Genomic DNA, 21,741 nt, shown 5'->3' on the forward strand with positions numbered 1-21,741 from the left:
GAGCACACTTATTTTTTTCTTCTAACAACAGTTAGCTTTAATTGTTACAGACTTAGAACAAATACCAAATTAATAAATCGATATTGGTCACAGTCAGTGGCTATTTTAGTAGATTATGCAGACACTTTATGTTTTGTTAAATGATATGCACAAACAAGTAAAACGCAGTATTGCCAGAGCACTCGTGCTTCTTATATGCGTTTTAATATCTCCACTTCTAACAGCTTGCGGAACATTGCAAAACATTCATGTCGAGCATACAGTTCACACAGCAGCTCCAGAAAATGCATGTGCTAAAGCATACAGGCTTGCGCAAAAAAGGCAGCGCGAAATCAAGAAGAACCAGAATAACACATCCCTTAAGGATTTTGAAACTGCAGCGAAATATTGGAAAACTGTCGCTCAGCAATGCCCAGGAAGATTAAGCGAAAGTATTGTATACAGCACGCAAGCTCAATGGGAAATGCTTTCAAAGAAAAATAGTGACGAAAATTCAAATAATGTAAGCAATAAAAGCGGAAACGAAAGCTCAGAAAATACAAAAACTACAACAGCGCAACAAATGGAGCATGATTCATACGCGAATCTTATAGAAGTAATAAATCATTACAAAAACTTCAAATGGACACATCAGCCCTTGGCTCAAGCTGCAGAAGCTGAAGACAAACTTGCTTTTATTTTACAGACACTAGCAGCGCGAAAAGAGCAAAATATTGCATTGGAATACAGCGATATGGCGTCGACAAATGCTCAAACTCTTATGCGAGCTGCAGGAGAAGGAACAGACTTGCGCAAAAAAGTTTACGATATTCCTCAAGAGACGTTAGAAAGCGGAAAAACACATGATTCAGTAAACGGAAAAGATCTGCCGATTACCGCTATAGCTTACATGGATTGCGCTAGAGAAGAACTAGCTGCTTTTAATCAAATAATAACGATTACGTCAAAAAATAATAATGCATCCGAGAATAACGTTACTGCAAAAAGCGATGATAACGATTCTGTAATGCGCGCCCAACAAACTCTTAAAAATGCAATTGTGCAATTAATCACATCTAGACTGTTAAGAGCTTATGAGCTTGGGTATCCTACTGATGCAAAACTTATTTTGAAGTAAAACTTAAACTTAGTGCTTTTAGCCTATACGGCATTCCCCTTTACACACAAAACAGGACTTGACTTCAAACGCGAGATAAGTTGCGCACGTTTGGAGCAATTTCCAAAACAAAACGCTCCAAACACGAGAGAAAGTTCGCGCGGATTACGCGCTTGCTGCTGAGCTTGCGCGGAAATACACTAGTCTGCCCTGCCTGCGTCTTTATTGACGCAAGCTCGGCGAATTAAAAAAGCCTAAAGCAATTTACATGCTTTAGGCTTGGTTAATTCGCGGATGAAGCGAGATTCGAACTCGCGGAGGAGTTTACCCTCACACGCTTTCGAGGCGTGCTCCTTAGACCGCTCGGACATTCATCCACTTGCGATTTGTCGCACTGCAAGCGCGCACAAACGCAACTTTTCAATTGTAAACCATGCCGCGAATATAAAATCCATGGTGCGTTGAAACGTTATAACTCAGACGAATCACGGCGAGCGCGAATTTTTTCAGCGCGAGAAGCAAGCTCCTCATCAGGAGGATAAGCTACATATTCCAATGTCAATCCATGAGGATCAATTGGACCCGTCGAGCCTTCACGAAGAGGAACATTAATCTTTTCCTCAAACCAATCAACAGAACGTTTTCCGCAACCAATTTGCACACAAGCTTGCACAAGAGAACGCACCATATTGTGCGCAAAAGCATCAGCGACAATAGTAAATTCAAGCAAACTTTGTTCAATAGGAAGAACAAATCCAGTACTATTCTGCGCATCCTTTGACCCAACTCTGTGCCATCGAGCCTGCTTAACTTCGCGAATAGTAGTTCCGCCAGGATTCGGCTTAGCAAATGAGCCAAAATCATGCAAACCAACCATAAGACGCGCAGCCTGATTCATAGCATCAATATCAAGCTCTGAATCAAAACGCAAAACAAAGCCGCGCATACGAGGATCATATTTAGCTTTGCAATATCCATCAGCAATACGATACACATATGTGCGCTCTAGCGCAGAAAATCTAGCATCAAAGCCATAAGGCGCAACACTAACCTTGTGTATAACAATATCCTGCGGAAGCACATGCCTCAGCCTATACTCCAACGCACTAACACCATCTAAACCAGTATGCCCTATGCAACGCTGCAATGTTTCATCTGAAATATCTAAATGACACACTTGATGAGATGCATGAACGCCAGTATCCGTACGACCAGCAACAGTAAGACGCAACGATTCAGTAGGATCATTTTCCGGGACGCGCAAAACCATATGCAATGCTGCTTCAATATCACCTTGAACAGTGCGCAAAGTAGGCTGCTTGGCCCAACCATAAAATCCGCCGCCGTCATAAGCCAAATCCAAGCGAAGTCGCATTTAAAAACCTTTCCAAACAGACTTTACACTAGCTTTTCTTATCCGAACCGCCCACAAGCGCAAAAGCGCTCATAACACTACGAATCAGCTCATGAGTCTTTGAATCCATATGCATCGCAACCTTCAATAATTTAGGAACAACTTCCGACCAATGCAAAGACATTTCATCAAAAGTTGGGTAACCCAAATTACTAAAAATCTTATAAACAGCGTCAATCCTGCGCTTGCGCTCTTCAAACGGCAAATTCATCATCCACTCGTTCGCTGCCTTAGAAACTGCCAGCGCGCGCGGCGTTACGCAATCGCAGTAATCAAAATCGCCATTCTTAACTTGCCAATACATGCCAAAATGTTGCATTAAGCCAATAGAATCGGCAGTCGTGACTTTATACGGCACCCCAGTATCCATAATCAGTCCAATAAAAGCAGACTGCGGAACTACTTTTTCAATACGACTTGAAACATTCGCAAAAACGCTTGTATCCACTACATCAGACGCAAAACCAGGGCCGTCCATAGAATAAATTTTTGATACAAGGTCACCTAGTTTTTGACTTGTAGCATCTAAGCGCATAGCCGCATAAGCAGCCATGTTCCCACCTTTTGAATGACCGACAACAATAATATTTGAATTATTATTTTGCAAGTCTACGGAAGATTTTGAAAAGCGGGCAAAAAGTTTGTTCGCAAAAAGTTTATTAAAGAAGTTTTTATTAGAATAACGTTTGCTATATCTTTGCGCTACAGAAGTCAAATATTCAGCAGCAGATTCTTGCGCTGGCACTGGGCAGCGGAAAGCCATGTTGAAATCTTCTTTCCACCCAACAAGCGTATTATCAGTGCCACGATACGCAACAACAAGAGTATGAGGATTATCAATCCCCTCGCAATTGCTAAGATCAAAAGTAACTCCAGCAAACTGCTGTTCTAATGATTCGTCAATATTTGATTCATCAAACCTCTCAAGATACTCCCCTACGCGAATTCCCCTATACCTAGGGCTGGAAGCGACAGCAAGAAGCAGCTTCCTACGGAATTTATCTACTTTAGGAGCCCCAGAAGCAAACATTGACGAATAGTCTTCTATTCTAAGCAATTCGTTAATAGATACAGTCGAAATATTCTTTGGATTATCGCAATATTTTGGCACGGAAGTTGGCATATTTATATAAGATAGCTCGCACAAAATCAGCGCATCCACGGCATTAAACTTGCGCTGAGCGAAGGTAGAGAAATCGTTGCGCAACAAATCAATAATATTCGGCATAACTTAATAATAATACAAATAAAAAACGAGCCGAGGAACTAACCTCGACTCGTCTTAGCAATTCTTTAAGAAGCGATTAAACGCTTGCTTTAAGATTCACTTTACCGATGCGTAAAGCTGGAATATAAACTACTCGGCAGCTTCTTCTTTAGCTGCAACCTTAGTAGCTGCTTCAGCTTCCTTCACAACAGCCTTCTTTGGGCTTACTGGCTCAGTCACGAGCTCAATAATTGCCTGAGGAGCGGTATCACCACGACGTGGAGCAATCTTCACGATGCGGGTGTAACCACCTTCACGCTGCTTCATCTGCTCAGCAATCTGAGTGAAAAGCACGTGAACCACGGACTTGTTGCGAATTACACGCAACACACGACGACGCGAATGTAAATCGCCACGCTTAGCGAATGAAATCAAACGCTCAGCAAGCGGACGAAGACGCTTTGCCTTTGGCAACGTCGTTACGATACGACCGTGCTGGAAGAGGCTGGTCGCCATATTGGCCAGCATCAGGCGCTCATGAGCCGGGCTAGAAGCCAGACGAGGGCCTTGTTTCGGTGTAGGCATTATTACTCCTTATTGTCGCATCGCTCAGGTGGGCATCAACCCGAACATCCGAACGTTACGACGATTGCAGGCGGAACTTACTCGTCTTCAGGCGAGAAGAAAGTGCCACCTTCGAGATTATTGGCGTCGAAGCCAATCGGTGAAGCCTTCAAAGACAGACCCATTGCCTGCAACTTCTCTTTAACTTCATCGATGGATTTCATGCCGAAATTACGAATATCGAGCAAATCCTGCTCAGTGTGAACTACCAGTTCGCCGACTGTATGAATACCCTCACGCTTCAAGCAATTATAGCTACGCTGAGTAAAATTCATATCTTCAATCGGTATAGCCAACTGAGAATCAGCTTCATCATGAGTTGGCGCTGGACCAACTTCAACACCTTCAGCATCAACGTTAAGCTCACGGCAAAGACCGAAAAGCTCAACTAAAGTCGAGCCTGCAGATGCAACTGCATCACGCGGTGTAATAGCTGGCTTGGTTTCCACATCCAGGATGAGCTTATCGAAGTCCGTGCGCTGTTCCACGCGGGTAGCTTCGACCTTATAGCTCACCTTCAAAACTGGTGAGTAGATCGAATCCACAGGAATGCGGCCGATTTCGCTGTTCTCCTGCTTGTTCATCTGAGCTGGCACGTAGCCGCGACCGCGTTCAACAGTAAACTCAATTTCAAGTTCACCATCTTCTGCGAGTGTAGCAATATGCAAGTCAGGGTTAGCAATAGTAACACCGGCTGGAGGAGTAATATCTCCAGCAGTGGCTTCACCTTTACCATTCTTGCGCAAATACATCACTACAGGCTCGTCGTACTCACTCGTGAGCACGATGCCCTTGATGTTCAGCAGAATTTCAGTGACATCTTCTTCAACACCTGGCAGAGTCGTAAACTCATGCAGAGCTCCAGAGATGCGAACCGAAGTAACGGCAGCACCTGGAATAGAGCTTAACAAGGTACGACGCAGCGAATTGCCGAGAGTGTAGCCAAAACCTGGTTCCAGCGGCTCAATAGTAAAGCGAGAACGCTGGGGATTCAGTGATTCCTCGGTAAGTGTCGGACGCTGTGCGATAAGCACTTTGGTATCCTTTCAGCTTCTGGTCGGTGGTGCACTCGCCGCCCATAAGCGGGTTGGATGGATGGATTCGTAAGAGTGCTCAGACGCGGCGACGCTTTGGTGGACGTACGCCGTTATGCGCTTGCGGGGTAACGTCGGTAATAGAACCAACTTCGAGACCCGCGGACTGGAGGGAACGGATAGCGGTTTCACGACCGGAACCTGGACCCTTAACAAACACGTCGACCTTCTTGAGGCCATGCTCCATTGCCTTGCGTGCGGCAGACTCAGCAGCCATACCTGCAGCGTAAGGAGTCGACTTACGGGAACCCTTAAAGCCGACATCACCGCCGGAAGCCCAAGAAAGGACTGCACCGGATGGATCGGTAATGGAGATAATCGTGTTATTGAATGTTGATTTAATATGCGCCTGCCCAACCGGCACCGACTTGCGGTCCCGGCGACGCGGCTTGCGCGAGGCTTGCTTTGCAGCTGCCATTGACCCTCGTTTCCTAATGACGAATGAGTTGGTATGTCTAGACGATGGAAATATATCCGTGGCCTAGAGCCGACCACCGACTACTATCGGGTGGCCTTCTTCTTCCCGGCGACAGTACGCTTCGGACCCTTGCGAGTACGAGCATTAGTCTTGGTACGCTGACCACGCACAGGAAGACCCTTGCGATGACGCTGGCCTTGATAGCAGTTGATCTGAATCTTACGACGGATGTCAGCGTCAATCTCACGACGCAAATCGCCTTCAATCTTGTAATTGGCCTCAAGATAATCACGCAAGGTGATCAGCTGTTCATCCGTAAGATCCTTGACGCGAGTGTCCGGATTAACACCGGTCGCGACAAGCGTTTCCTTAGCGCGAGTACGACCAACACCAAAAATGTAGGTGAGGGCAATCTCAATGCGCTTCTCATTGGGAATATCTACTCCGGCAAGACGTGCCATTGTAATTCCTTTACTGTTACGCAGGTCGTGCACCAAGTCTTCCGCATTAATATAAATTAAATGCGGCCTGGGCCTGCGCACCCAGGGTTCAGCTTCTGCTGTGACTTAGCGCCTTATTCTTTGTATTCCGCGATGGAAATCTGCTCAGCCCTGACGCTGCTTATGACGTGGGTTAATGCAGATCACCATGACGCGGCCGTGACGGCGGATCACGCGGCAGTTTTCGCAGATCCTCTTCACGCTAGGGCTGACCTTCATGGTTTTCCTTTGCTTGTACCTTACTTATAACGGTACGTAATACGCCCACGATTCAGATCGTAAGGGCTCATCTCTAGCACTACACGATCTTGAGGAAGAATGCGAATATAATTTTTACGCATCTTACCAGAGATCGTAGCTAAAACAATGTGCTCATTCTCAAGCTGAACGCGAAACATCGCATTTGGTAGTGCTTCTACTACCGTGCCTTCGACTTCAATCACACCGTCTTTTGCCATGAGCCTCGTTCCGTTCCTTGGGCATACTACTTTGCGCATCCGAAGACACGCCAATCTTCTATAATACAGTAAATGCGTCCCATTCAACACTCGGCGTGTCGAATAGAACGCATCTTACTTTTTAAATTTAAAAACGCACTACTTAATTAAGTGATTCAACAATGCGATTATTGATTTCCTTAATATCTCCAACGCCATCTACTTCAACCAACTGACCGCGGCTATCATAAATATCAAGCAATGGAGCTGTTTCTTTCTCATACGTTTCCAAACGCTTAGCAATTACTTCTGGAGTATCGTCAGAACGGCCTTGCTCCACTGCACGCTTTTGCATGCGTTCGAGCAAAACATCGCGCTCAGCCTCGAGAGCCACAACGTGATCAAGAGGAGTGCCAAGCTCTTCCAACATACGATCTAAAGCTTGAACCTGAGAAGCGTTGCGAGGATAACCGTCGAGAATCCAACCACTCTTTGCATCATCTTGAGCAAGACGATCCTTAACAATGTTGTTAGTCAGCTCATCTGGAACCAACTCGCCCTTGTCAAGATATCCCTGAACCTGTTTTCCAAGCTCAGTATGATTCTTAAGGTTATAGCGGAAAATATCACCAGTAGAAATCGCTGGAATGCCATAATGTTCACTTAACAAAGCGGCCTGAGTGCCTTTTCCAACGCCCTGTGGACCCATAATTAGTAATCGCATATTCATCTCCTTGGCTCGCTAACTGTAGTTACTTAGATACTTGCTTTTGCTCATCATGCTTGAACAAGAAACCAGCATACTGGAATTGTTCAGTCTGAGCCTTTGCTTGACGCAACGTATCCAAACCAACGCCAGCAATAATCAAAATTGTTGTACCACCGAATGGCAATTTTGTATTCAAATGCAAAGCCATAATCAAAACGGTAGGAATCAATGCAACAAAGAGCAAATAAATAGCACCGACAGTATTCAACCTGTTCATAACATAGCTAAGATAATGACTTGTAGCACTACCAGCGCGAATGCCTGGTATGAAGCCACCATACTCTTTCATGTTATCTGCAGTCTCATCAGGATTAAAAGTAATCTCTGTGTAGAAGAAGCAGAAGAACACAATCATTACTGTGTAAAACGCAATATACCAAGCAGAAGTGGAATTAGCCAAATTAGCTTCAATCCAATTCACCCAAGCCTTGCTCTTATCTCCAAACTGGGCAATAAGAGTAGGAACAGCAAGAATTGACGAAGCAAAGATTGGTGGGATAACACCACTCATATTCACCTTTAATGGCAAATAAGTCGAAGAGCCACCATACATTTTTCGGCCAATCATGCGGCGCGTATACTGCACAGGAATACGACGTTGAGCAAGCTCAACAAAGTCAACAAATATGAGGATAACAATCAAAACGCCACCAACAATAGCGAACTTATTCCAATCGCCATTAGAACCGTTGGTGCCCCAACCAATTTCCCAAAGCTTTGGCAAGAAGCCAGAGCAAATAGACATAAAGATTAAGACAGACATGCCTTGACCGATACCCTTATCGGTGATGAGTTCTGCCATCCACATAATAAGACCAGTACCGCCAGTCATGATCAAAACCATGACAATAAGGCTCCACATGCTTCCGTCTGGAATAATATTATTTCCGCACTGATAATTAAACAAAGCACCCGTACGTGCTGTTACCAAAATCGTAGTAGATTGCAAAATTGCCAATCCAATAGTTAGATAACGCGTGTACTGCGTAAGCTTTGTTTCTCCAGACTGACCTTCCTTATGAAGAGCTTCAAAGCGAGGAATAACCACGCGCAAAAGCTGAATCACAATGGAAGCAGTGATGTAAGGCATAACACCCAAAGCAAAAATAGAAAGCTGCAACAGCGAGCCACCTGAGAACAAGTTAACTAACCCAATAAAGTTCTCGCTCGATGAAGCTAATTTAACAGTGCAAGCATGCACAACTTTATAGTCCACACCCGGAATCGGAATAAATGAACCAATACGATAAATAATTATCATAGCGAAGACGAAGAGGATCTTGTTCCTCAACTCCTTCGTCCTGAAGGCCTGGATTAACGTTTTCACCTGGGTCTTCCTCCCTTTTTTCGCGCACTCCTAGGCGCAACAGTGCAAAAAACAAACTCTGAGGCAATAGTTTAACCCACGGTACCTACTGAAATAGGTTATTGGTGAGTTTTGGTGATAAAAATAGTCCCTCTAGACAATGCTAGAGGGACTATCACAGATTTATAACTGCATCAAGCTTTAAGTAGCCTTTAACTACTCTTCGCTGATGGAGCCGCCGGCAGCCTCAACCTTTGCCTTAGCAGAAGCAGAAGCTTTCATACCCTTAAGAGTCAAGGCAACAGTCAATTCACCATCACCAAGAACCTTTACAGGATAGCCATCACGTACAGCGCCCTTAGTAATAAGGTCAGCTACAGTAACCTCGCCACCCTTTGGGAAAAGTTCAGCAAGATCTGCAACGTTGACGACTTGGAATTCCTTCTTGAAAGGACTCTTGAAGCCACGCAACTTAGGCAAGCGCATGTACAGTGGGAGCTGGCCACCTTCGAAGCCAGGACGAACCTGATAACGCTTCTTTGTGCCCTTATCACCACGACCTGAGGTCTTACCCTTAGAGCCTTCACCACGACCTACACGGATGCGATCCTTCTTAGCTCCTGGAGCTGGACGCAACGTGTGCATATGCAGCATTGGTTCTTCGTTAGCCATAATCAGTCGACCTCCTCGACGCTCACCAAGTGGCGAACGGCCATAACCAAGCCACGATTGACGGGGGTGTCCTCGCGAACTACGCTGTGACCAATCTTATGAAGGCCGAGCGTATGAACATTCGCGCGCTGGCGCTCAGTTGTATGAACTAAACCATGCACCAGAGTGATCTTCAAATTTGACATCACTCACCATCCTTTGCTTCAGATGCCTTGGCGGCCTGAGCTTCTTCGCGAGCCTTGCGAGCTTCGGCAATGCCGGCAGCACGCTCACGGAGCAAAGCATCAGGAGCGACTTCCTCAAGAGAAAGACCACGACGAGCAGAAATCTCTTCTGGCTCTTCGAGCTTCTTCAAAGCGTCCACAGTAGCACGCACTACGTTTACAGCAGTTGCAGAGCCCATGGACTTGGTGAGGATGTCCGTAATGCCGGCGCATTCCATAACAGCGCGCACAGCACCACCAGCAATTACACCAGTACCTGGAGCAGCTGGACGGAGCAACACAGTACCAGCAGCATCGTGACCGAGCACTGGATGAGTGACGGTACCACGAATGCGTGGAACAGTGAACATATGCTTCTTAGCGTCAAGCTGACCCTTAGCAATAGCAGCTGGAACTTCGCGAGACTTGCCGTAACCAACACCAACAGTGCCCTTACCGTCGCCAACAACAACAAGTGCTGCAAAGCTAAAGGTACGACCACCCTTGTGGGTCTTGGAAACACGGTTAATAGTAACTACGCGATCCAGAAGCTCTTCGCCACGGTTTTCTTCACGACGATTACGACGTTCGCCGCGCTTACCCTCGCCCTTGTTACGGCGAGAACGACGATCATCGTTACGCTCCTCAGCGGATGCCTGAGTGTTCTGAGTTTCTTCAGCCACTTGGGTTTCCTTTTCGTTGTCGCTCACAGTGCCAGACCTCCCTGACGGGCGCCTTCAGCCACTGCTGCGACGCGACCATGATATTTGTTACCGCCACGGTCGAAGACTACAGCGGTGATACCCGCTTCCTTCGCCTTAGCCGCTACTAATTCGCCAACCTTGGTTGCAGCTTCAGTCTTCGTGCCAGTGAAACCAGCGAAGTCAGCAGTCAAAGTGGAAGCGCTTACCAAAGTAATTCCCTTGGTATCATCCACAATCTGAGCAACCATATGACGGTTAGAACGGGAAACAACTAAACGAGGACGTTCAGATGTGCCGGCAATGTGCTTACGAAGACGGGCGTGACGACGCAAACGTGCGACTTTGGTACCCTTACCGAAAATCTTAACGCTCATATCACTTACCAGCCTTTCCAGCCTTGCGCAGGATACGTTCATCGGTGTACTTAATACCCTTACCCTTGTAAGGTTCTGGAGCACGAAGCTTACGAATGTTAGCAGCAACCTGGCCAACAGTCTGCTTATCGGTGCCCTTTACGATTACCTGGTTAGGATTTGGCAACTCGAACTCAATACCTGCCGGTGGTTGAACGGTAATAGTGTGAGAATAACCGAGCGAGAACTCAATGCCCTTGCCCTTCATCACTGCACGATAACCGGTACCGACAATATCCAAAGTCTTGGTGTAGCCGTCATGCACACCCTTCACCATAGAAGCAACAATTGCGCGAGCCAAACCATGCTTTGCACGAGTTGGGCGCAAATCGTCAACTGGAGTCAGAACAATCTGATTGTCAGCGACTGCTGCGGTGATTCCCTCTGGAATTTCATAAGAATCAGAACCCTTAGCGCCTTTGACGCTGAAGGACTGACCTTCAATCTTTACTTCCACGCCTGCAGGAATGTCGACGGGGAGCTTACCAATATGCGATGCCATCTTCAGCTCTCCTTTCTCACCATACGTAGGCGACGATTTCGCCGCCAATGCCTCGATCGAGGCATTCCTTCTGAGTCAACAATCCCGAGCTGGTCGAGATAATAGCAATACCGAGGCCACCAAGAGGCATTGGCAAAGCATCAGACTTTGCGTAACGACGCAAGCCTGGCTTAGAAATGCGCTTGATGCCTTGGATAGAACGCTGGCCATTGGAGCCATACTTCAACGTAATTTCCAACGTCTGTCCAACCTTAGCTTCCTTAGCAGCGAAGTCCTTAATATAGCCTTCGTGCTTCAGAATCTCGGCGATATTCGCCTTGAATTTGGAGTACGGCATTTCCACGGTATCGTGCTTTGCCGCGCTCGCATTACGCAGACGTGTCAACATGTCTGCGATTGGATCTGTCATTGTCATGTGGGCTAACGCCCTTTCTCGCCGTGGTTTCCACCGCCTCTATATGAGAACTTTGTCTTCAAGCAGTGGACCTTCAGCGTCGATATTTACCAACTGGACTTCGTAACACCCGGCAACTCACCGCGATGAGCCTTCTCACGAAGGCAGATGCGGCACAGACCGAACTTGCGATACACGGAGTGAGGACGACCACAAACCTGGCAACGCGTATAAGCGCGTACCTTGAACTTCGGCTTGGCGGCCGCCTTGTTTTTCAGAGCGGTTTTTGCCATTTCAGTTCTCCTTGAATGGGAAACCGAGGTGCTTAAGCAAAGACTTGGCCTCCACATCGTCCTTGGTGGTAGTCACCACGGTGATGTCCATACCACGCTGATGATCAATCGAGTCAGGATCGATCTCATGGAACATAGACTGTTCCGTAAGACCAAAGTTGTAATTACCCTGACCGTCAAACTGGTTGCCATTGATACCACGGAAATCGCGGATACGAGGCAAAGCCAGAGTGAGCAAACGATCCAAGAATTCCCACATACGATCGCCACGAAGAGTTACGTAAGCACCGATAGCCTGACCTTCGCGCAAATGGAACTGAGCGACAGACTTCTTTGCCTTAGTTACCTTTGGCTTCTGGCCGGCAATCAAAGTGAGATCCTTAATCGCACCTTCGATGAGCTTAGAATCACGAGCTGCAGCGCCGACGCCCATAGAGACGACAACCTTCTGCACGCGAGCCACCTGCATAGGATTAGTGTGGCCGAATTCTTTCTCCAAGGCTGGTACGATTTCATCCTTGTATTGTTGCTTTAAGCGCGGAGTTGCCGGCAACTCAACTGTAGTATCGGTCATGCCAGCTCCTTTCCGGACTTCTTGGCGACACGCACGCGCACGGTCTTAACCTTGCCGTCACGAGCCTCTTGCTTAACAATCACGCCAACGCGTGTAGGCTGCTTGGTCTCTGGATCAATAACCATCACATTAGAGCGATGGATTGGAGCCTCAACCGAAACAATGCCCGCCTGCTGACCCTGCTGGGTGGCGCGAACGTGCTTCTTAACGACCTGAACGCCTTCTACGATCAAACGGTCATCGGCTAGTACACGAACTACTTTGCCTTCCTTACCGCGATCCTTGCCGCGAATGACCTTCACCTGGTCGCCGGACTTAATCTTGGCTACCATATCAGATCACCTCCGGAGCAAGGGACACAATCTTCATGAAGCGCTGATCGCGCAATTCACGACCGACTGGTCCGAAGATACGAGTGCCTTTTGGTTCACGACCGGAGCCGAGAATTACGGCGGCGTTCTCATCGAACTTAATATAGGAACCATCGACACGGCGATGTTCCTTGACAGTACGGACGACGACAGCCTTAACTACGTCGCCTTTCTTGACCGACCCGCCAGGGATCGCGTCCTTGACGGAGGCGACGATGATGTCGCCGATGCCGGCATAGCGTCGCTTCGATCCACCGAGCACGCGGATGGCAAGTAACTCCTTAGCACCCGTGTTGTCGGCGACATGAAGCCGCGTTTCCTGCTGAATCATTGATTCTCCTTAGCCGAGCTGGTTCTCCCCACTCACCTGTGTCTACCACAGTAGCAGACACAGGTGAAGCGCGGAGCCTTGCCGAACTTGTTTACTTGGCGCGCTCGATAATCGAGTCGAGACGCCAACGCTTGGTCTTGCTCAGTGGCCGAGTTTCCATAATACTCACGAGGTCGCCAATATGTGCCTCATTGTGTTCATCATGGGCTTTGACCTTGCGGGTGGAGCGAACGACTTTACCGTAAAGCGGGTGTGTCGAACGCTGCTCCAGCTCAACGGCGATTGTCTTGTCCATGGCCTCGGACACGACGTAGCCGCGACGAACCTTGCGGAAGTTGCGCTCTTGGTTCTCAGCCATGCTTACTTCTCCTTGACCTCAGTGGCGCCAGGCTCTTGGCTGATGCCGAGTTCACGCTCACGCAGGATAGTATACATCCTGGCAATGTCGTGCTTGACCGCCTTGAGGCGAGCGCTGTTTTCGAGTTGACCAGTTGCTGCCTGGAAGCGCAAGTTAAATAGCTCTTCCTTAGACTTCTTCAAGAAGCCTTCGATCTCAGCATTTGTCTTCTCGTTCAAATTCTTGATGGTGTAGTCTGCAGTTCCGACTGGCATCAGATGTCACCGCCTTCACGCGCAATAACACGGCATTTCATTGGGAGCTTATCGATAGCGCGGCGCAAAGCCTCGCGAGCGATGTCCTCAGAAACACCACCGATCTCGAACATTACGCGTCCTGGGTGGATGTTGGCAATCCAGAATTCTGGAGCACCCTTACCGGAACCCATTCGCGCACCAAGCGGGTGCTTGGTTAATGGACGATCTGGGAAGATCGTAATCCACACACGACCGCCACGCTTAATGTAGCGAGTCATTGCGATACGAGCTGCCTCGATCTGTCGGTTAGTGATGTAAGCCGGAGCCAGCGCCTGAATACCAAAATCGCCGAAAGCGATCTCGGTGCCACCCTTAGACATGCCGCTACGGGTAGGACGGTGCTGCTTACGATATTTAGTCCTCTTTGGGATAAGCATCTGCTCACTCCTTCGTTTCCGTTGCGGCAGGAGCTTCAGCAGCTGCAGCTTCAGCTGGCTTTTCAGCCTGTGCTTCAGCAGCCTTCTGCTGGTTAGCAGGACGTGCGCCACGACGTGGACGACGATCGCCACCACGACGACCTTCACGCTTACCCTGCTGAGCCTGCTGCTCTTCGAACTCACGCTCGGTCATATCACCCTTGTAGATCCAGACCTTTACGCCGATACGGCCGTATGTGGTCTTAGCTTCAAAGAAGCCGTAATCAATCAAGGCACGAAGAGTCTGCAGTGGAACGCGACCCTCGCGATAGAACTCAGAGCGGCTCATTTCGGCGCCACCAAGGCGACCGGAGAGCTTGATACGGATACCCTTGGCACCTGCACGCATTGCATCTTGCTGTGCCTTACGCATAGCACGACGGAATGTAACACGGTTTGTCAACTGCTCCGCAATTCCCTGAGCAACCAACTGAGCGTCAAGTGCAGCATTCTTCACTTCGAAGATGTTGAGCTGTACTTGCTTGCCTGTGAGCTTCTCGAGCTTTGCGCGAACGCGCTCAGCTTCAGCGCCACGACGACCGATGATAATACCCGGACGAGCAGTGTGAATATCTACACGAACGCGATCACGAGTGCGCTCGATAACGATACGAGATACGCCAGCACGCTCGAGGTCATGGCTCATTTCCTTGCGAATCTTGTCATCCTCAAGGACGAAGTCACGATAACGCTCGCCAGCTTTGTTGGAGTCAGAGAACCACTTAGAGCGATGATTCTCGGTGATGCCCAGGCGATAGCCGAAAGGATTGATCTTCTGACCCATCTTTAGCGGGCTCCTTCCTTAAGCGAGACGATAACAGTGATATGGCTTGTGCGCTTGTTAATGCGCGCAGCGCGACCCTGTGCACGAGCACGGAAACGCTTAAGCGTTACACCCTCGTCCACATAGGTTTCCTTGATGACCAAGTCCTGCTCACGGAATGGTTCACCGGCTTTTTCAGCCTTAACGCGAGCGTTAGCGATCGCGCTTTCAAGAACCTTGCGCACCGGCAATGATGCGTCCTGAGGAGCAAACTTCAAAATGGTAATAGCTTCGCTTGCACGCTTGCCTCGGATGAGGTCGACCATGCGGCGAGCCTTGCGCGGCGTCACGCGGACGTGACGAGCGATTGCTTTAGCTTCCATGTGTCCTAACTCTCCTTTAGCGGCGTGCCTTTTTGTCGTCCTTCACGTGACCCTTAAAGGTCTTGGTCGGGGCGAACTCACCGAGCTTATGACCAACCATGGCTTCGGTAACGAATACCGGCACATGCTTGCGGCCATCATGTACGGCAAAGGTGTGTCCAATGAAATCAGGAGTGATCATCGAACGACGCGACCAAGTCTTAATGACATTGTGCGTACCCTTGTCGTTTTGCTCGTCGACTTTCTTCTGCAAGTGGGCGTCGACGAAAGGGCCCTTCTTGATGCTACGAGTCATCTATTCGACACTCCCTTACTTGCGGTTCTTACCATTCGGGCGACGACGAACAATCATCTTGTTCGAAGCCTTCTTTGGACGACGTGTACGAACCTCGCCCTTGCCCCATGGAGAAACTGGTGGCTTACCACCACGGGTGCGACCACCATGTGGATGGTCCACAGGGTTCATGGATTCGCCTCGGGTGATTGGTCTACGACCAAGCCAACGTGCGCGACCTGCCTTACCAAGCTCGATATTGGCGTGATCGGAGTTACCTACTTCGCCAACAGTAGCGCGGCAACGAGCGTCCACGTTACGAATTTCGCCAGACGGCATACGCAACTGCGCATAAGCACCATCCTTAGCGACGAGCTGAACAGCGGCACCAGCGGAACGAGCAATCTTCGCACCACCAAGTGGACGAAGTTCAATTGCGTGAACCACGGTACCGGTTGGGATATTCTTCAGAGGCAGGTTGTTGCCTGGCTTAATATCAGCCTGAGCGCCGGTCTCAATAACATCACCCTGGGCAACGCCTTCAGGAGCGATAATGTAACGCTTCTCACCGTCTGCGTAATGCAACAAAGCGATGCGAGCGGAACGATTAGGGTCATACTCAATATGAGCGACCTTTGCTGGCACGCCATCCTTGTCCCAACGCTTGAAGTCGATGAGACGATACTGACGCTTGTGACCGCCGCCGCGATGGCGAGAAGTCATGCGGCCGTAAGAGTTACGACCACCAGTCTTGCTGAGTTTGCGTACCAGCGACTTTTCAGGCGTAGAACGCGTGATCTCGGCAAAATCCGAAACCGAAGCGTTACGACGGCCTGCAGTCGTCGGCTTATAAACGCGGATAGCCATAATATAGTATTCCTTTACTTTTCTCGGCTAGCCTTCAGTTACCAAAGATGTCAATCGTTTGACCTTCAGCCACGGTGACAATAGCACGCTTCTGGTTCACACGACGGCCGAAACCGGTGCGAGAGCGCTTCAACTTGCCAGCGCGGTTCAAAGTGTTAACGTTTGTCACCTTGACCTTGAAGATTTCTTCGATAGCCTGCTTGATCTGAACCTTGTTAGCATCTGGAGCCACTACGAAAGTGTACTGACCACGATCAGAAGCTGCGTAACTTTTTTCAGAAACAACTGGCTTAAGAATTACGTCATGTGCTGGGTTATGGACTGCGACCATTTAAATCAGGCCTCCTTAACGACAGGCTCGGTCTTAGCAGCAACGAAGGCTTCGAAGCCTTCCTTGGAGAAGACGACGTACTGAGCTGTAACAACATCGTAAGTGTTGAGCTGATCAGCGAAGATCACGTGAACAGTTGGAATGTTGCGTACAGACATCCACTCATTGATGTTCTCACGAGAAAGAACAACAGTAGTGAATTGGTTATTGGTCACAGGAGTAAGTGCTGCAACAGCTGTCTTGGTGGATGGAACATCCTTAATACCAAAGTCAACTACAGCAATACGTCCAGCATTTGCACGATCCGAAAGAACGTAGCGAAGAGCAGCTGCCTTCATCTTCTTCGGGGTGCGCTGATCGTACTTACGAGGAACTGGACCGTGAACAACGCCACCATGTACCCACTGAGGAGCACGAATGGAACCCTGGCGAGCACGACCGGTGCCCTTCTGCTTCCATGGCTTCTTACCGCCGCCGGAAACATTAGCACGATTCTTCACAGCATGGGTGCCCTGACGAGCAGCAGCAAGCTGAGCGATTACGACCTGATGAACCAGTGGACCGTGAGCTAAAACGTCTTCGTTGGAGATGCCGAAAATTTCAGCAGGAGCTTCAACGGTTCCGCTTGCATTGCCCTTAGTATCAGTGACGTTCAGAGTTACGTTTGCCATAATTATCAGGCTCCCTTCACTGCCGAACGGACGAGAACGATTGCGCCCTTAGGACCTGGAACAGCGCCCTTAATAGCGAGAATGCCGTTCTCGACATCCGAAGAAACGATTGTGAGGTTAAGCGCGGTGGAAGTCACATGACCCATGCGACCAGCCATACGCTTGCCCTTCAAAATGCGGCTTGGAGTTGCGCAAGCGCCCACAGAACCTGGGCGACGTTCGTTCTTGTGCGAGCCGTGAGTACGGCGATAGGACTTGAAGCCCCAACGCTTGATAGTGCCAGCAAAGCCCTTACCCTTGGTAGTGCCAGTGACATCTACTTCAGAACCCTCAGCGAACAATTCAGCAGTCAATTCCTGACCTGGCTGATAATCTGCTGCGTTCTCGGTGCGCACCTCAGCGAGGTGACGACGAGGAGTTACACCAGCCTTTGCAAAATGACCAGCCAATGGCTTAGTCACCTTGGTAGGATCAATCTGGCCATAACCGAGCTGTACTGCGCAATAACCGTCAGACTCTACAGTCTTTACAGCGGTAACTACGTTAGTAGCAACTTCAACCAGAGTTACGGGGACGAAGAAGCCGTTTTCATCCCAAACCTGCGACATACCCAGCTTGCGGCCGAGCAATGCAGTGCGATTCTTATTCTGCGACATTACTTTCTCCCCCTTCCTACAGCTTGATCTCGATGTTTACATCCGCAGGCAGGTCAATGTGCATCAAAGAATCCACAGCCTTTGGCGTTGGATCTACGATGTCAATGAGGCGCTTATGAGTGCGCATCTCGAAATGCTCGCGAGAATCCTTGTATTTATGAGGAGAACGGATAACAACAAACACGTTCTTCTCGGTCGGCAGAGGAACCGGACCCACTACTGTGGCGCCCGCGTTCGTCACCGTCTCGACGATTTTCTTCGCCGATTGGTCGATGACCTCATGGTCATAGGACTTAAGCCTGATGCGGATTTTCTGTCCCGCCATTGCCGTCCGCCCTTTCTAGCGATTCGTTTACTGTTTACCAACCTGAATTCAAGGGCACCGGCGAGAATAAACCCCTAGGGTAATTCCACATCAGTGCGCGGCATCAAAAACCTATTCATACAAAAAGATTTCGATTCAAAGTTTTTGCTTCCGCGCTCGCTTTTTTTAATTACAATATGCGAGCCTTAAAACAGGCAACTAAGTAATTAAACCATCAACCTTCGATTATTAAAAACCGGGCGTGTCGGCTATTTTCCAACAAAAAATGGCAGAAACTACAATTAGTTGAGCTTCTGCCATTATTAACTAAATACGCAAATAATTACGCCGCTTCACGCTCCAAACGCATGCGATGGCCTTCTTCTTGAGAAACACCATAATATGCAGCAATAGCAATATCCTTCATATCCTCAATTTGCGGAATACGAGGATTTGCAGGCGCACACTGATCTTCGTAAGCACGCATGCCAATATTGTCAAGTATCGACCAGTAGTACTCTTCGTCTACGCCACAAGCCTTAAACGAAGCGTCCATTCCAAGCTTTTCATTTCGATACTCTTCAACAGCACGAGCAAGATTTTCAACGCCTTCTTCAGGGGTTTTACCAGGATCTACACCGAGATTCTTAGCGATCTCCTGATATCTCTCAAGAGCAATATAGCGGTTGTACTTTGGCCAGCTAGTTGGCTCTTGCGGAATTTGACCGTTATAGCGAATAACGTAAGGCAGCAAAATTGCGTTTGTATGACCGTGTACAACGTGGCACAAAGCACCAATAGTATGAGCCATAGCGTGGCACATTCCTAAGAATGCAGAACCAAACGCCATTCCAGCCATAGTAGCTGCATTATGCATTTTTTCTTGCGCTTCAACCTTGCGCTGAGAATCTTCGCAATTCACAGAATCGTTGAGATTTTCCCAAATAAGTTTCGAAGCATGCAAAGCCATAGCATCCGTAAAATCATTTGCGTAAACAGAAACATAAGCTTCCATAGCATGAGTTAAGGCATCAAAACCAGAATCGCATGCCAATCGACGCGGCTGCGTACGAGCCAAAACAGGATCGACTATTGCGACCGTTGGAGTCAAAGCGTAGTCCGTAATAGGATACTTGTATCCAGTCTTGTGATCTGTAATAACAGCGTAAGGCGTAACTTCAGAACCAGTTCCGGAAGAAGTTGGAATGCAAACAAGCTTAGCTTTGCTGCCAAGAGGCGGAATCTTAAATGCGCGTTTACGAATATCGAAGAACTTTTCTCGCAAATCAGCGAAAGAAATCTCCGGATGCTCATACATAAGCCACATAATCTTAGAAGCATCCATTGGCGAACCACCACCAACAGCAATAATTGTGTCTGGCTGGAATTCGTCACGCATCATTGCAGCCCCACGCTCAACTGTTTCAACGCTTGGCTCAGGCTCAACGTAATCAATAATACGGAAGCTAACGCGATTATCTCGAGCACGAAGCTGATCAACAATCTTATCGACTACGCCAAGTTGCTCCATAACCTTATCGCACACAATAACTGCGCGCTCAACGCCGTACATATCCCTCAAATAACGAATAGCATTCGGCTCAAAATAAGTTTTAGCCGGAATCTTGAACCATTGCATATTATTATTCCTTCGTGCAATACGCTTAATATTAAGAAGATTTATAGCTTGTACGTTGCCGGAAACGGAATTTCCACCATAAGATCCGCATCCAAGAGTAAGCGAAGGAGCAATCGCGTTGTAAATGTCTCCAACACCACCAAGAGATCCAGGAGAATTCCAAACAATTCTGCAAGCATGCATGCGAACACCATATTCGCGCACAAGATCTTGATTATTTGTGTGAATTACAGCAGTGTGACCAGCTCCATGTACAAGCATCTGCTCGCACATCTTGAAGCCTTGTTCCTTATTTTCTGCACGAAGCATTGCGTGTACAGGAGCGAGCTTTTCCATAGTAAGCGGCTCCATTTCGCCAACTTCTTTGCACTCTGCAACCAAAATCACAGCATCTTCTGGAATTTCAAATCCAGCTTCGTGTGCAATATATTGCGGAGACTTACCAGGAACAACGGAATTAAGTTTTGGTGTATTTCCAGAATATGCAGTGCACCCAAACATATATTGTTCAAGCTTAGCTTTTTCGTCAGCATTAACAAAATATGCTTTCCTGCGCTTCAATTCGCGAAGTAATGGCTCATACACATCCTTATGCGCAATAATTGCTTGCTCTGTTGCACAAATCATTCCGTAATCAAAATGCTTTGAAAGAATCAAATCGTTTGCAGCGCGCACAATATCAACGTCACTATCGACATATGCAGGAGCATTTCCTGCACCCACACCAAGAGCAGGTTTTCCTGAAGAATACGCTGCCTTAACCATTCCAGGACCGCCTGTTGCAAGAATAGTTGCGATCTTTGGATGTTTCATCAATGCACCGGTAGCTTCAATTGAAGGATGCTCAATCCACTGAATGCAATCTTTTGGCGCACCAGCAGCCACAGCAGCATCGCGAACAATTCGAGCTGCTTCAGAAGAGCACCTTTGCGCAAAAGGATGGAATCCAAAAATAATTGGACAACGAGTCTTAAGTGCAATAAGCGACTTAAAAATAGCTGTAGAAGTTGGGTTAGTAACTGGAGTTACGCCTGCAACAATACCAACCGGTTCAGCTATTTCGTCAATTCCGAGAACATCGTCCTCGCGAATAATACCAACTGTTTTTTGACCTGCTAGATAATGCGTAATATGTTCGCATGCAAAGATATTTTTTGTAGCTTTGTCTTCTACTAGGCCACGACCTGTTTCGTCAACAGCCATCTTTGCAAGAACCAAATGTTTATTCAACGCTGCCACTGAAGCTTTAGCAACAATATGATCGATTTGCTGCTGATTAAGCTTTTCAAACTCATTCAAAGCGACAGTTGCTTTTTCAACAAGTTGATCAACTTCATTTTGAGCAGCTAACGCAACGTCATCAGCACTAGCAGTTTTGCCAGTCTCGGCTTGGTGTTGTGCCTCAACCATGAGTATCCTCCTCGATAGTTCCACCAGCGGTATCAATAGACTTATGAGCAG

Annotated in this window: 33 protein-coding genes and 1 tRNA gene; 1 reads left to right on the plus strand and 33 read right to left on the minus strand. The window is 48.0% G+C overall.

Annotated features, from left to right (window positions below; translation table 11 throughout):
• The first annotated feature begins 115 nt into the window (after positions 1–115).
• Positions 116–1,117, plus strand: a complete 1,002-nt coding sequence (locus HXT58_RS04755; protein ID WP_004105452.1) for a hypothetical protein — start codon at positions 116–118, stop codon at positions 1,115–1,117.
• 270 nt (positions 1,118–1,387) lie between these two features.
• Here HXT58_RS04755 and HXT58_RS04760 read toward each other — a convergent pair.
• From HXT58_RS04760 to adhE, 33 genes are all read right to left on the minus strand, one after another.
• Positions 1,388–1,473, minus strand: a tRNA-Ser gene (locus HXT58_RS04760).
• A gap of 92 nt (positions 1,474–1,565) precedes the next feature.
• Positions 1,566–2,471, minus strand: coding sequence for a tRNA pseudouridine(38-40) synthase TruA (gene truA / locus HXT58_RS04765; protein ID WP_004574082.1), 906 nt, complete (start codon positions 2,469–2,471; stop codon positions 1,566–1,568).
• 28 nt (positions 2,472–2,499) lie between these two features.
• Positions 2,500–3,738, minus strand: coding sequence for an Mbeg1-like protein (locus HXT58_RS04770; RefSeq protein WP_004105456.1), 1,239 nt, complete (start codon positions 3,736–3,738; stop codon positions 2,500–2,502).
• Between the two features lie 129 nt (positions 3,739–3,867).
• Positions 3,868–4,302 carry a 50S ribosomal protein L17 gene (gene rplQ, locus HXT58_RS04775; protein ID WP_004129014.1) on the minus strand — a complete coding sequence of 145 codons (435 nt, stop codon included), beginning with the start codon at positions 4,300–4,302 and terminating at the stop codon, positions 3,868–3,870.
• A gap of 77 nt (positions 4,303–4,379) precedes the next feature.
• A complete protein-coding gene (locus tag HXT58_RS04780) occupies positions 4,380–5,375 on the minus strand; it encodes a DNA-directed RNA polymerase subunit alpha (RefSeq protein WP_004574084.1) in 996 nt (331 codons plus the stop codon).
• 79 nt (positions 5,376–5,454) lie between these two features.
• Positions 5,455–5,853 (minus strand): 30S ribosomal protein S11, encoded by a 399-nt coding sequence (gene rpsK / locus HXT58_RS04785; protein ID WP_004105468.1) that lies wholly within the window; start codon positions 5,851–5,853, stop codon positions 5,455–5,457.
• A gap of 83 nt (positions 5,854–5,936) precedes the next feature.
• Positions 5,937–6,314 carry a 30S ribosomal protein S13 gene (gene rpsM, locus HXT58_RS04790; RefSeq protein WP_421775623.1) on the minus strand — a complete coding sequence of 126 codons (378 nt, stop codon included), beginning with the start codon at positions 6,312–6,314 and terminating at the stop codon, positions 5,937–5,939.
• Between the two features lie 144 nt (positions 6,315–6,458).
• Positions 6,459–6,572, minus strand: coding sequence for a 50S ribosomal protein L36 (gene rpmJ, locus HXT58_RS04795; RefSeq protein ID WP_003842636.1), 114 nt, complete (start codon positions 6,570–6,572; stop codon positions 6,459–6,461).
• Between the two features lie 20 nt (positions 6,573–6,592).
• On the minus strand, positions 6,593–6,811 hold the full coding sequence (gene infA / locus HXT58_RS04800) for a translation initiation factor IF-1 (RefSeq protein ID WP_004105485.1): 219 nt from the start codon (positions 6,809–6,811) through the stop codon (positions 6,593–6,595).
• Positions 6,812–6,953: 142 nt separating this feature from the next.
• On the minus strand, positions 6,954–7,514 hold the full coding sequence (locus tag HXT58_RS04805) for an adenylate kinase (protein ID WP_004574085.1): 561 nt from the start codon (positions 7,512–7,514) through the stop codon (positions 6,954–6,956).
• A 28-nt stretch (positions 7,515–7,542) separates the two neighbouring features.
• A complete protein-coding gene (gene secY / locus HXT58_RS04810) occupies positions 7,543–8,886 on the minus strand; it encodes a preprotein translocase subunit SecY (protein ID WP_004574086.1) in 1,344 nt (447 codons plus the stop codon).
• Positions 8,887–9,081: 195 nt separating this feature from the next.
• Positions 9,082–9,537: a 50S ribosomal protein L15 gene (gene rplO, locus HXT58_RS04815; RefSeq protein WP_004105490.1), complete on the minus strand. Its 456-nt coding sequence runs from the start codon at positions 9,535–9,537 to the stop codon at positions 9,082–9,084.
• A gap of 2 nt (positions 9,538–9,539) precedes the next feature.
• Positions 9,540–9,722 (minus strand): 50S ribosomal protein L30, encoded by a 183-nt coding sequence (rpmD, locus tag HXT58_RS04820; RefSeq protein WP_004105491.1) that lies wholly within the window; start codon positions 9,720–9,722, stop codon positions 9,540–9,542.
• On the minus strand, positions 9,722–10,450 hold the full coding sequence (gene rpsE, locus HXT58_RS04825) for a 30S ribosomal protein S5 (RefSeq protein WP_004574087.1): 729 nt from the start codon (positions 10,448–10,450) through the stop codon (positions 9,722–9,724). Before rpsE ends, rpmD begins: the two co-directional genes overlap by 1 nt.
• Complete coding sequence (gene rplR / locus HXT58_RS04830; protein ID WP_004109670.1) at positions 10,447–10,818, minus strand: 50S ribosomal protein L18; 372 nt, start codon at positions 10,816–10,818, stop codon at positions 10,447–10,449. The genes rpsE and rplR overlap by 4 nt, the downstream gene beginning before the upstream one ends.
• A gap of 1 nt (position 10,819) precedes the next feature.
• Entirely contained in the window at positions 10,820–11,359 is a 540-nt protein-coding gene (rplF, locus tag HXT58_RS04835; protein WP_004105494.1) for a 50S ribosomal protein L6, read from the minus strand.
• A 16-nt stretch (positions 11,360–11,375) separates the two neighbouring features.
• Positions 11,376–11,774, minus strand: coding sequence for a 30S ribosomal protein S8 (rpsH, locus tag HXT58_RS04840; protein ID WP_004105495.1), 399 nt, complete (start codon positions 11,772–11,774; stop codon positions 11,376–11,378).
• Positions 11,775–11,860: 86 nt separating this feature from the next.
• The gene (locus tag HXT58_RS04845) at positions 11,861–12,046 is read right to left on the minus strand and encodes a type Z 30S ribosomal protein S14 (RefSeq protein ID WP_003808046.1); all 186 of its coding nucleotides are present in this window, start codon (positions 12,044–12,046) and stop codon (positions 11,861–11,863) included.
• 1 nt (position 12,047) lies between these two features.
• A complete protein-coding gene (gene rplE, locus HXT58_RS04850; RefSeq protein ID WP_004109679.1) occupies positions 12,048–12,620 on the minus strand; it encodes a 50S ribosomal protein L5 in 573 nt (190 codons plus the stop codon).
• Positions 12,617–12,952 (minus strand): 50S ribosomal protein L24, encoded by a 336-nt coding sequence (gene rplX / locus HXT58_RS04855; protein WP_004105501.1) that lies wholly within the window; start codon positions 12,950–12,952, stop codon positions 12,617–12,619. Before rplX ends, rplE begins: the two co-directional genes overlap by 4 nt.
• Before the next feature lies 1 nt (position 12,953).
• Complete coding sequence (rplN, locus tag HXT58_RS04860; RefSeq protein WP_004574089.1) at positions 12,954–13,322, minus strand: 50S ribosomal protein L14; 369 nt, start codon at positions 13,320–13,322, stop codon at positions 12,954–12,956.
• Between the two features lie 91 nt (positions 13,323–13,413).
• Positions 13,414–13,680, minus strand: coding sequence for a 30S ribosomal protein S17 (rpsQ, locus tag HXT58_RS04865; RefSeq protein ID WP_004114365.1), 267 nt, complete (start codon positions 13,678–13,680; stop codon positions 13,414–13,416).
• A 2-nt stretch (positions 13,681–13,682) separates the two neighbouring features.
• Positions 13,683–13,934, minus strand: coding sequence for a 50S ribosomal protein L29 (rpmC, locus tag HXT58_RS04870; RefSeq protein WP_004105502.1), 252 nt, complete (start codon positions 13,932–13,934; stop codon positions 13,683–13,685).
• The gene (rplP, locus tag HXT58_RS04875; protein WP_004109684.1) at positions 13,934–14,353 is read right to left on the minus strand and encodes a 50S ribosomal protein L16; all 420 of its coding nucleotides are present in this window, start codon (positions 14,351–14,353) and stop codon (positions 13,934–13,936) included. Before rplP ends, rpmC begins: the two co-directional genes overlap by 1 nt.
• A 4-nt stretch (positions 14,354–14,357) precedes the next feature.
• Positions 14,358–15,176, minus strand: a complete 819-nt coding sequence (gene rpsC / locus HXT58_RS04880; protein WP_004574090.1) for a 30S ribosomal protein S3 — start codon at positions 15,174–15,176, stop codon at positions 14,358–14,360.
• A 2-nt stretch (positions 15,177–15,178) separates the two neighbouring features.
• Positions 15,179–15,538, minus strand: coding sequence for a 50S ribosomal protein L22 (gene rplV, locus HXT58_RS04885; RefSeq protein ID WP_004105510.1), 360 nt, complete (start codon positions 15,536–15,538; stop codon positions 15,179–15,181).
• Between the two features lie 16 nt (positions 15,539–15,554).
• Positions 15,555–15,833, minus strand: a complete 279-nt coding sequence (gene rpsS, locus HXT58_RS04890) for a 30S ribosomal protein S19 (RefSeq protein WP_004114357.1) — start codon at positions 15,831–15,833, stop codon at positions 15,555–15,557.
• Between the two features lie 15 nt (positions 15,834–15,848).
• Complete coding sequence (gene rplB, locus HXT58_RS04895; RefSeq protein ID WP_004574091.1) at positions 15,849–16,679, minus strand: 50S ribosomal protein L2; 831 nt, start codon at positions 16,677–16,679, stop codon at positions 15,849–15,851.
• Between the two features lie 34 nt (positions 16,680–16,713).
• Positions 16,714–17,010, minus strand: a complete 297-nt coding sequence (rplW, locus tag HXT58_RS04900) for a 50S ribosomal protein L23 (RefSeq protein WP_004105515.1) — start codon at positions 17,008–17,010, stop codon at positions 16,714–16,716.
• Positions 17,011–17,015: 5 nt separating this feature from the next.
• Positions 17,016–17,681: a 50S ribosomal protein L4 gene (gene rplD / locus HXT58_RS04905; protein WP_004105517.1), complete on the minus strand. Its 666-nt coding sequence runs from the start codon at positions 17,679–17,681 to the stop codon at positions 17,016–17,018.
• Between the two features lie 5 nt (positions 17,682–17,686).
• Entirely contained in the window at positions 17,687–18,337 is a 651-nt protein-coding gene (gene rplC, locus HXT58_RS04910) for a 50S ribosomal protein L3 (protein WP_004105519.1), read from the minus strand.
• 16 nt (positions 18,338–18,353) lie between these two features.
• Positions 18,354–18,662 (minus strand): 30S ribosomal protein S10, encoded by a 309-nt coding sequence (gene rpsJ, locus HXT58_RS04915; protein WP_003808013.1) that lies wholly within the window; start codon positions 18,660–18,662, stop codon positions 18,354–18,356.
• A gap of 322 nt (positions 18,663–18,984) precedes the next feature.
• Entirely contained in the window at positions 18,985–21,690 is a 2,706-nt protein-coding gene (adhE, locus tag HXT58_RS04920) for a bifunctional acetaldehyde-CoA/alcohol dehydrogenase (protein WP_415705808.1), read from the minus strand.
• Between the last annotated feature and the right edge of the window lie 51 nt (positions 21,691–21,741).

It is taken from the genome of Gardnerella sp. KA01000 (assembly GCF_049244035.1).
Lineage (GTDB): Bacteria > Actinomycetota > Actinomycetes > Actinomycetales > Bifidobacteriaceae > Bifidobacterium > Bifidobacterium leopoldii.